A 6,846-nucleotide genomic window follows, 5' to 3' on the forward strand; every position below is an offset into this window, starting at 1 on the left:
ACGGCTTCTTCGACCAGAACCCCACCCTGGACCTACCCCGCGTATCAGCCACAGCCAACCACTGCAGCTCAGACCAAGGACAAACCACCCACTAAGCAGTATCCAGCTGCCTGATCAGCAATTGTTTCACTGAGGTCCCGGGGGACGTAACACGGCTTACCGCCACAGCGCTCTCCGGGACCTCAGCCTTTCCTACCCCGTTCGATTTGACGAACGACTGCGGACCAGGGGGCTGGCCGGCCTCCGGTTACGACAGGACCTCCACTTCGCATCAGCACACAGGGATATTCCCTTGCGCGTCTGCACACCACGAAACCCCCGACTTACTGACCTGCATCTACTTCGCACGGCGGAATCCGTCCCATAGGCGCTGGCCAACGGTCGACATAACTAGAAGTTCCGACACCGTTGTCAAAGGAAGATTGTTATGAGTGAAAAGCATATGGATGGAGTCGATGGTCTCAAAAGATCAATCGACTGGAAGCAGGGTACGGCTATCGCGTTGGGCGTGCCACTGCTGATTCTTCCATCTCTGGGTTACCTCCCACTGTACGTTTCTGCTGCAGCTATTCTGATCTGGGCATTATCGACCGTTCAGGGTTTCTTCCAGAACACCGCATACGCAGAGATGGCTACCACCTTTCCCAAAGCCTCTGGGGTGCCAGGTTTCGCACAGCACATATATGCCGACAAATACCCGGGTCGGCACGGCAAGGGCAAGCTCATCGGTGGGTTCACCGCCTGGAGCTACTGGTTCGGCTGGAACCCCATCCTGGCGATCTTCGCCCTGCTGGTCGGTGGCTACCTGCACGAACTGTTTCCGGCGCTGGGCGCAGCATTCACCGAGTACCAGCTGTCCCTCGGGGCAGGTGTGGTGATTTTCGGTGGATTGTTCGCGGTGAACTGGTTCGGCCTCAAGGACGGCGCCATCCTGAGCTACTTCCTGGCAGCTCTATCGTTGATACCGCTGGTCATCCTGACCGTGGCGCCCTTTGCGACCGGACACGTCGAGATGAGCAACATCACCGGCAACTGGTGGCCGACCGACTGGGCCTGGGACATGCACCATATCCTGATCCTCTTCGGTGTCTTCGGAATCGCCCACTGGAGTGCCTGTGCCTGGGAAACGGCAGCCATGTATGGCCCCGAGTACAAGAACCCGTCCAAGGATGCTCCGAAGGCACTGTTCGCCTGCGGCATCATCTGCTTGCTCCTGTATGTCCTGATGCAGGCCTCAGTAATCGGCGTGCTCGGAGTCGACGGTGTCATTGCCGAATCCGTATCACCCCTGATCCCGGTGGCGCAGGCGGTCTTCGGTCAGACCGGTATCATGCTCACCGTCGTTATCGTCATGTTGATGGCCGCCATGGTCCTGATCATCCAGACCGCATACCTTGGCTCCTCCCGCGCCATGCACTCCATGGCGGTGGAGGGTAACCTTCCCAGTATGTTCCGTCGCACCAACAGCCACGGAACCCCCTATATTTCGCTGATAGTCATCGCGGTCTTCAACCTCTTCCTGATTTCGATGGGAAACGCTGCCGCGGTTCTTGCGGCCTCAGCGATCGGCTACACCATCGCCCACGGCCTCAGCCTGTTCGCCTACGTCGTCACGAAAAACAACCCTGCCTACGCTGACCTGAAAAGGCCGTTCCTGGCACCCAAGGGTTGGAAGGGTGTCGGCCTGTTCTTCGGTTTGTTCAATGTGCCCCTGAGCGTGATCGGTGTGGTCTACCTGAACAGCCTCGAAATCGGGTGGACCTCCACCATCGTGGCCTTCGGCGTACTGGGGATTTACGTACCCATCTGGTTCTACACACAACATGAGCTGAGACGCCACGATAAGGAAGCAGCCGCTATTCGCTCTTCAGATCACGATTTGGATGACGAGGCCGCAGATCTGGAAAAGCTTTCAGATCCCATCAGGTGACAAGAACCTGCCTACGTCGCTTCCGTTAGCGATGCTCGTCTCCTAGGCCTGGACGAGCAAGATCCGAGGCCGATGCGCCTGACCGGTTTGGGACCTATCCGGAACCTGGAGAAGGAGCGGTATCCAACGGGCGGTCCCCGGTGCTGGAAACAGCATCGGGGACCCCACTCCTTAGCTAACCCCCACAATGATCAGTGAGAGTGTGGCCCCCGTGTTTACTATCCCGGCAATCACCTGGACTTTCACGGCCGTCCTGCTGCTGAGCGGTGGCTATCATCTTCTGCACGCGGCAAGGTCCCACCAGTTCACAGACCGGGTCAATGAGAGTCTTCATGGATTCATGAACGTGCTGATGGTTGCAATGTTGTGGAACCTGGCATCGTCGACCATGCTGGCCCAGATCGCAGTCCTCACCGGTGCAGCGCTGTGGTTCGTTATTCAGGCAGTTGCGCGACCGGAATTCAAAATACTTTGCGCAGGTCGTCAGGGCCGGCTGAAATGTGTTTATCACAGCATCACCATGGCCGGTGCGGCCTTCATGGTCGCAATGATGGCCCCTTCAAGCAGCGCCGGTCATGGCCCCGTTCCGGCATCGACCAATGTGCCACACGGTCACCATGCAATGGCACCTGCAGACCAGACACAGGCGGCCCAGGGTGCAGCAGACTCAGGAACGAGTCACTTACCCGACCTGGCCCTCCTCCTGACAGCGCTCTTCGGTGTTGCAGCGGTAGTGTTCCTCGTCCTTCTACTGCGCGGGCGGACGACAAAAGCCAGGACCCGAAACCAAGTGATCCCATGGCATTTCGGTCGCACGGAGCACGGCCTCCAAGCCCTCGGAGCTGCCGCCATGGCCCTGATGTTCGCCACGATGACGGCATGAACGACATACCGTCGCGCATGGTGGTGTGGCACATAGCCTGCGCGTGCAGGCAATCGTCGACTGGCGTCGACAAGAATGATTCACCAGGTCTATTCGGCGAGTGGAAGCTTCAGAGAGGAAGCCGTCATGAGCATCATCACCCCCAGCGTCGTGTCTGTCGTCCTCGGACGTGGTGATCGCCGTCCGTCCGCTGGTCAAACTCGTGATGCAGCGGTAGTTTCATCCGCGCTCTCCTCCGTGACGACAAGTCACCCGTTCCGCTTCGGTCAGGGGTAGCGGGCGTGAATTCACCGGCCCTGACGCTCATTGAACTGGGGGCTGTCGTGTTCTGCCTCGGCCTGTTGGCGAGGCTGGCCGGACGGGTGGGAGTGTCTCCCGTCCCGCTCTATCTCCTGGGCGGGCTAGCCTTCGGCACGGGCGGATTCATCGAGCTCGACGGCATGCAGGAATTTTCGCACCTTTCCGCGGAAATCGGCGTCATCCTGCTGCTCCTTATGCTCGGACTGGAGTACACGGCGTCCGAGCTTTTCGCCGGGCTGCGAAGGTCATGGCAGGCCGGAATTCTCGACCTCTTCCTGAACTTCCTACCGGGAGCAGCGCTTGCCCTGTTCCTGAACTGGGGTTTCGTAGGTGCCGTGGTGATGGGGGGAGTCACTTACATCTCCTCGTCGGGGATCGCAGCGAAAGTCATCACTGATCTAGGCCGCATGGGCAACCGCGAAACCCGTGTGGTGATCTCCATTCTCGTGTTCGAGGACCTGGCCATGGCTATATACCTTCCCGTGCTCACGGCCATCCTTGCGGGCGTCAGTTTCCTCGGTGGGCTCACCACGGTCGGCATTGCACTGGCTGTGGTGAGCCTGGTCCTCGTGGTTGCGCTGCGTCACGGACACCATGTATCCAGAGCTGTCGACAGCGAGAACTCCGAGGTATTCCTCCTGAACGTCTTGGGTGCGGCACTACTCGTAGCCGGCGTCGCATCAGCCATGCAGGTCTCGGCGGCAGTGGGAGCATTCATGCTCGGCATCGCGATCTCCGGTGCCACATCGCACAACGCCACACGCCTTCTGGCACCTTTGCGGGACCTCTTCGCCGCGATCTTCTTCGTGGCGTTCGGGTTGAACACTGATCCTGCTTCCATCCCGCCAGTACTTGGTTGGGCGCTAGTCCTCGCTGTCATCACTGCGGCGACCAAGATGGCCACCGGTATCTGGGCCGCAAAGCGAGTGGGCATCACCCGCTCGGGCCGGCTCCGTGCCGGAGCGACGCTTGTGGCGCGCGGGGAGTTTTCCATCGTCATCGCCGGACTGGCGGTCGCTTCCGGCGCCGTCACCCAGGAATTGGCAGCCTTGGCAACGGCCTATGTGCTGATCATGGCCGTTGTCGGTCCGTTGGCCGCACGCTACATCGAACCGTTGGTGGGAATATTCAGCCCATCGAACGACAGCGTAGGAAAAACCTAGGTGAATCGCCCATCCCCGGTTGATGGATATGAAGTTATTGAAAGATATGGGGAAGTCCCCCGGGTGGTCGGTGGAGTTTGGCGGGAGCATCCAGCGACCAAAAATTATTACACCCGCGAAGCTCGTCCGAGCAGGTAAGGAATTGATGAACCTCTCAGCAGTTCGCTACTGGCCGGGCGCGTCACCGACCTGCATGGGTAATGCGCGTAGGGTCGGATCATGAATACAGTGCGCCTCGTGGAGGGCATGGAACGGCAGCAGATTCCCCTCTATCTTGTGGCCATCGCTGCCGGTGGCCTCGGCGGGTGGCTGATTCCAGCAGCCGCTGAGCCGCTGGAAGTGTTGATCACCCCGGTGCTGGGTGTGCTGCTGTTCGCTACATTCCTCGGGATACCGTTCGCGAAGATCGGGCAGGCGGTGCGTGATGGACGTTTCATGGCCACCGTTATGATCCTGAACTTCCTCATCGTGCCCGTCATCGTGTTCGGCCTGTCCCGCTTCGTCGCGGACGACCAGGCCCTGCTGGTCGGGGTGATGATGGTCCTGCTCGCACCATGTATTGATTACGTCATCGTGTTCTCCGGGTTGGCCGGCGGATCAAGCGACCGGCTCCTGGCGGCCGCACCACTGCTGATGCTCACCCAAATGCTGTTACTGCCGCTCTACCTGCTGATCTTCATCGGCCCGGACCTGGTCTCAGCCATCGAACCGGGGCCCTTCATCGAAGCCCTCGTCGTGCTGATCATCATCCCGTTGGTTGCGGCCGCACTGACCCAGCGGTGGGCAGGCCGAGTCCTGGCAGCCCGTCACCTCATGGACCTCATGCAGGGCCTTATGGTTCCCCTGATGATGCTCACCTTGGCGATTGTGATCGGTTCCCAGATCGTCGGCGTTGGGCAGGAGCTACGCTCACTGGTTGCGGTCATACCGATCTACATCGCGTTCCTGGTCATCATGGTCCCCGTAGGGATGGTCGCCGCACGCACCGCCCGCCTTGACGCGGGCAGCACGACCGCCGTGGTCTTCAGCGGAGCGACCAGGAACTCCCTCGTCGTTCTTCCGCTGGCCCTGGCACTACCGGAACCCTTGGCCCTGGTAGCACTGGTCGTCGTCACCCAAACGCTCGTCGAGCTCCTCGGCATGGTCACCTACGTCAAAGCCCTACCCCGACTGATTCCACGCAACATCACCAGCCACGCATGACTCACTCGCGCCTCAGCCCTACCGGCTGGGGCCAGTGCCACACACTCCCTCATTCAAGCAGTGCATCGTGTAGCTTCGGGGGCCGGCACCGGTCTCCTATCGTGCAGTTGCTGCGCAAGGTGTCGATCAACGGGATCGGATCGATAACCGGTGAGTGTCGGTCGCTATCGGGCTGTCGCGAACACGGGCTTTGGATCAGCGTCTGGTGTCGTGTCGGGGTGGGCGGCCCACCAGGCGGCGCAGGCAGCGCGCCAGCTGTCGAGGTCGTCTTGGTGACCGTTGATACTTACCGTTGATCCCGACACTCTGGCTACCGCGGTGCCACAGATGTAGTTGCCGTCGTCGGTCGTGATCGTTGGGTACTCCTCGTAGAGCTCGCTCATGGAGCGGATCAGGTAGTCCGGACGCTCGCTCACGCACGCAGCCAGGGCTGTTTGGACCGTGTCCACGCCTGTGAGGACGAGGACTGTTGCCATGCCGGCGCGATTTCCGCCCAGGATGTCGGTGTCCAGCCGGTCCCCGATGACGAGAGCCCGCTCGACGCCGGAGTGGCGTGCCGCGGTCTCGAACAGGGCTGCTTCGGGTTTCCCGGCCACCATGGGCGACTTGCCGGTCGCCGCTGCAACTGCAGCCACCATTGTTCCGTTGCCGGGAGCGAACCCCTGTTCCTGGGGAAGCGACATATCCGTGTTCGTCGCTACCCAGACGGCACCCGCGGCGACCGCGTAGGAGGCCTCGGCCAGGTCCTTCCACGTAAGCGTGGGGGAGAACCCCTGGATGACGGCGTCCGGCCGATCGGCCGCGGACGGTACGACGATCAGTCCCTGCGCCCTGACGGCGTCCGCGAGGGTCTGACTCCCGACGACCAGCACCGATGCGCCCGGGGCAACATTCCCGGCGAGCAACTCTGCACCGGCCAGCGCGGATCCGAAGACCTGCGCAGCAATGGCAGGTGCCCCCAGCTCCCGCAGATGGGAAGCGACCTGCTCGGAGGAGCGGGACGCGTTGTTCGTGACGTACGCCAGGCTCTTGCCCTCCTCCGCGAGCCGTTCGAGGGCTTCGGTCGCCCCGTCGATCACCCGCGGTCCCACGTACACCACGCCGTCGAGATCTGCGAGCAGGCCATCGAAACCATCAATCAACCGTGCGGTCATCGACTACCACTCTCGCTGGCATTGCTGGTCCGCGCGTGGTGTGCTGTGAGGCGTGCGACGACGTCGGATTCCTCCGGTAGGAGGGTGGGCTCGGGGCCCATCAGGTTCCTGCGGAATGCCTCAGCCACCGGGATCAGAGCTTCTGCCCGGCAGAGCCCAGGGACACCGCAGCCTCGACGATACGCGCCGCGAGACCGGCCTCGGCCGAGGCAC

The 6,846-nt window shown here is 61.3% G+C and carries 5 protein-coding genes; 4 read left to right on the plus strand and 1 reads right to left on the minus strand.

Features of this window, described 5'->3' with window-relative positions; translation table 11 throughout:
- Nucleotides 1-427 precede the first annotated feature (427 nt).
- The 4 genes from RCH21_RS17025 to RCH21_RS17040 all read left to right on the plus strand — a co-directional run bounded on the left by RCH21_RS17025 (nucleotide 428) and on the right by RCH21_RS17040 (nucleotide 5,479).
- Nucleotides 428-1,930, plus strand: a complete 1,503-nt coding sequence (locus tag RCH21_RS17025) for an APC family permease (RefSeq protein WP_326965401.1) — start codon at nucleotides 428-430, stop codon at nucleotides 1,928-1,930.
- A gap of 211 nt (nucleotides 1,931-2,141) precedes the next feature.
- Nucleotides 2,142-2,813, plus strand: a complete 672-nt coding sequence (locus tag RCH21_RS17030; protein ID WP_326965402.1) for a DUF5134 domain-containing protein — start codon at nucleotides 2,142-2,144, stop codon at nucleotides 2,811-2,813.
- A 281-nt stretch (nucleotides 2,814-3,094) separates the two neighbouring features.
- The gene (locus tag RCH21_RS17035) at nucleotides 3,095-4,276 is read left to right on the plus strand and encodes a cation:proton antiporter (RefSeq protein ID WP_326965403.1); all 1,182 of its coding nucleotides are present in this window, start codon (nucleotides 3,095-3,097) and stop codon (nucleotides 4,274-4,276) included.
- 219 nt (nucleotides 4,277-4,495) lie between these two features.
- On the plus strand, nucleotides 4,496-5,479 hold the full coding sequence (locus tag RCH21_RS17040; RefSeq protein WP_326965404.1) for an arsenic resistance protein: 984 nt from the start codon (nucleotides 4,496-4,498) through the stop codon (nucleotides 5,477-5,479).
- A 164-nt stretch (nucleotides 5,480-5,643) separates the two neighbouring features.
- Here RCH21_RS17040 and RCH21_RS17045 read toward each other — a convergent pair whose 3' ends face one another.
- Nucleotides 5,644-6,633 (minus strand): HAD-IIA family hydrolase, encoded by a 990-nt coding sequence (locus RCH21_RS17045; RefSeq protein ID WP_326965405.1) that lies wholly within the window; start codon nucleotides 6,631-6,633, stop codon nucleotides 5,644-5,646.
- Between the last annotated feature and the right edge of the window lie 213 nt (nucleotides 6,634-6,846).

Origin of the sequence: Arthrobacter sp. PL16, assembly GCF_035985055.1 — a bacterium.
In the GTDB taxonomy this organism is placed as follows: Bacteria; Actinomycetota; Actinomycetes; order Actinomycetales; family Micrococcaceae; genus Arthrobacter_D; species Arthrobacter_D cheniae.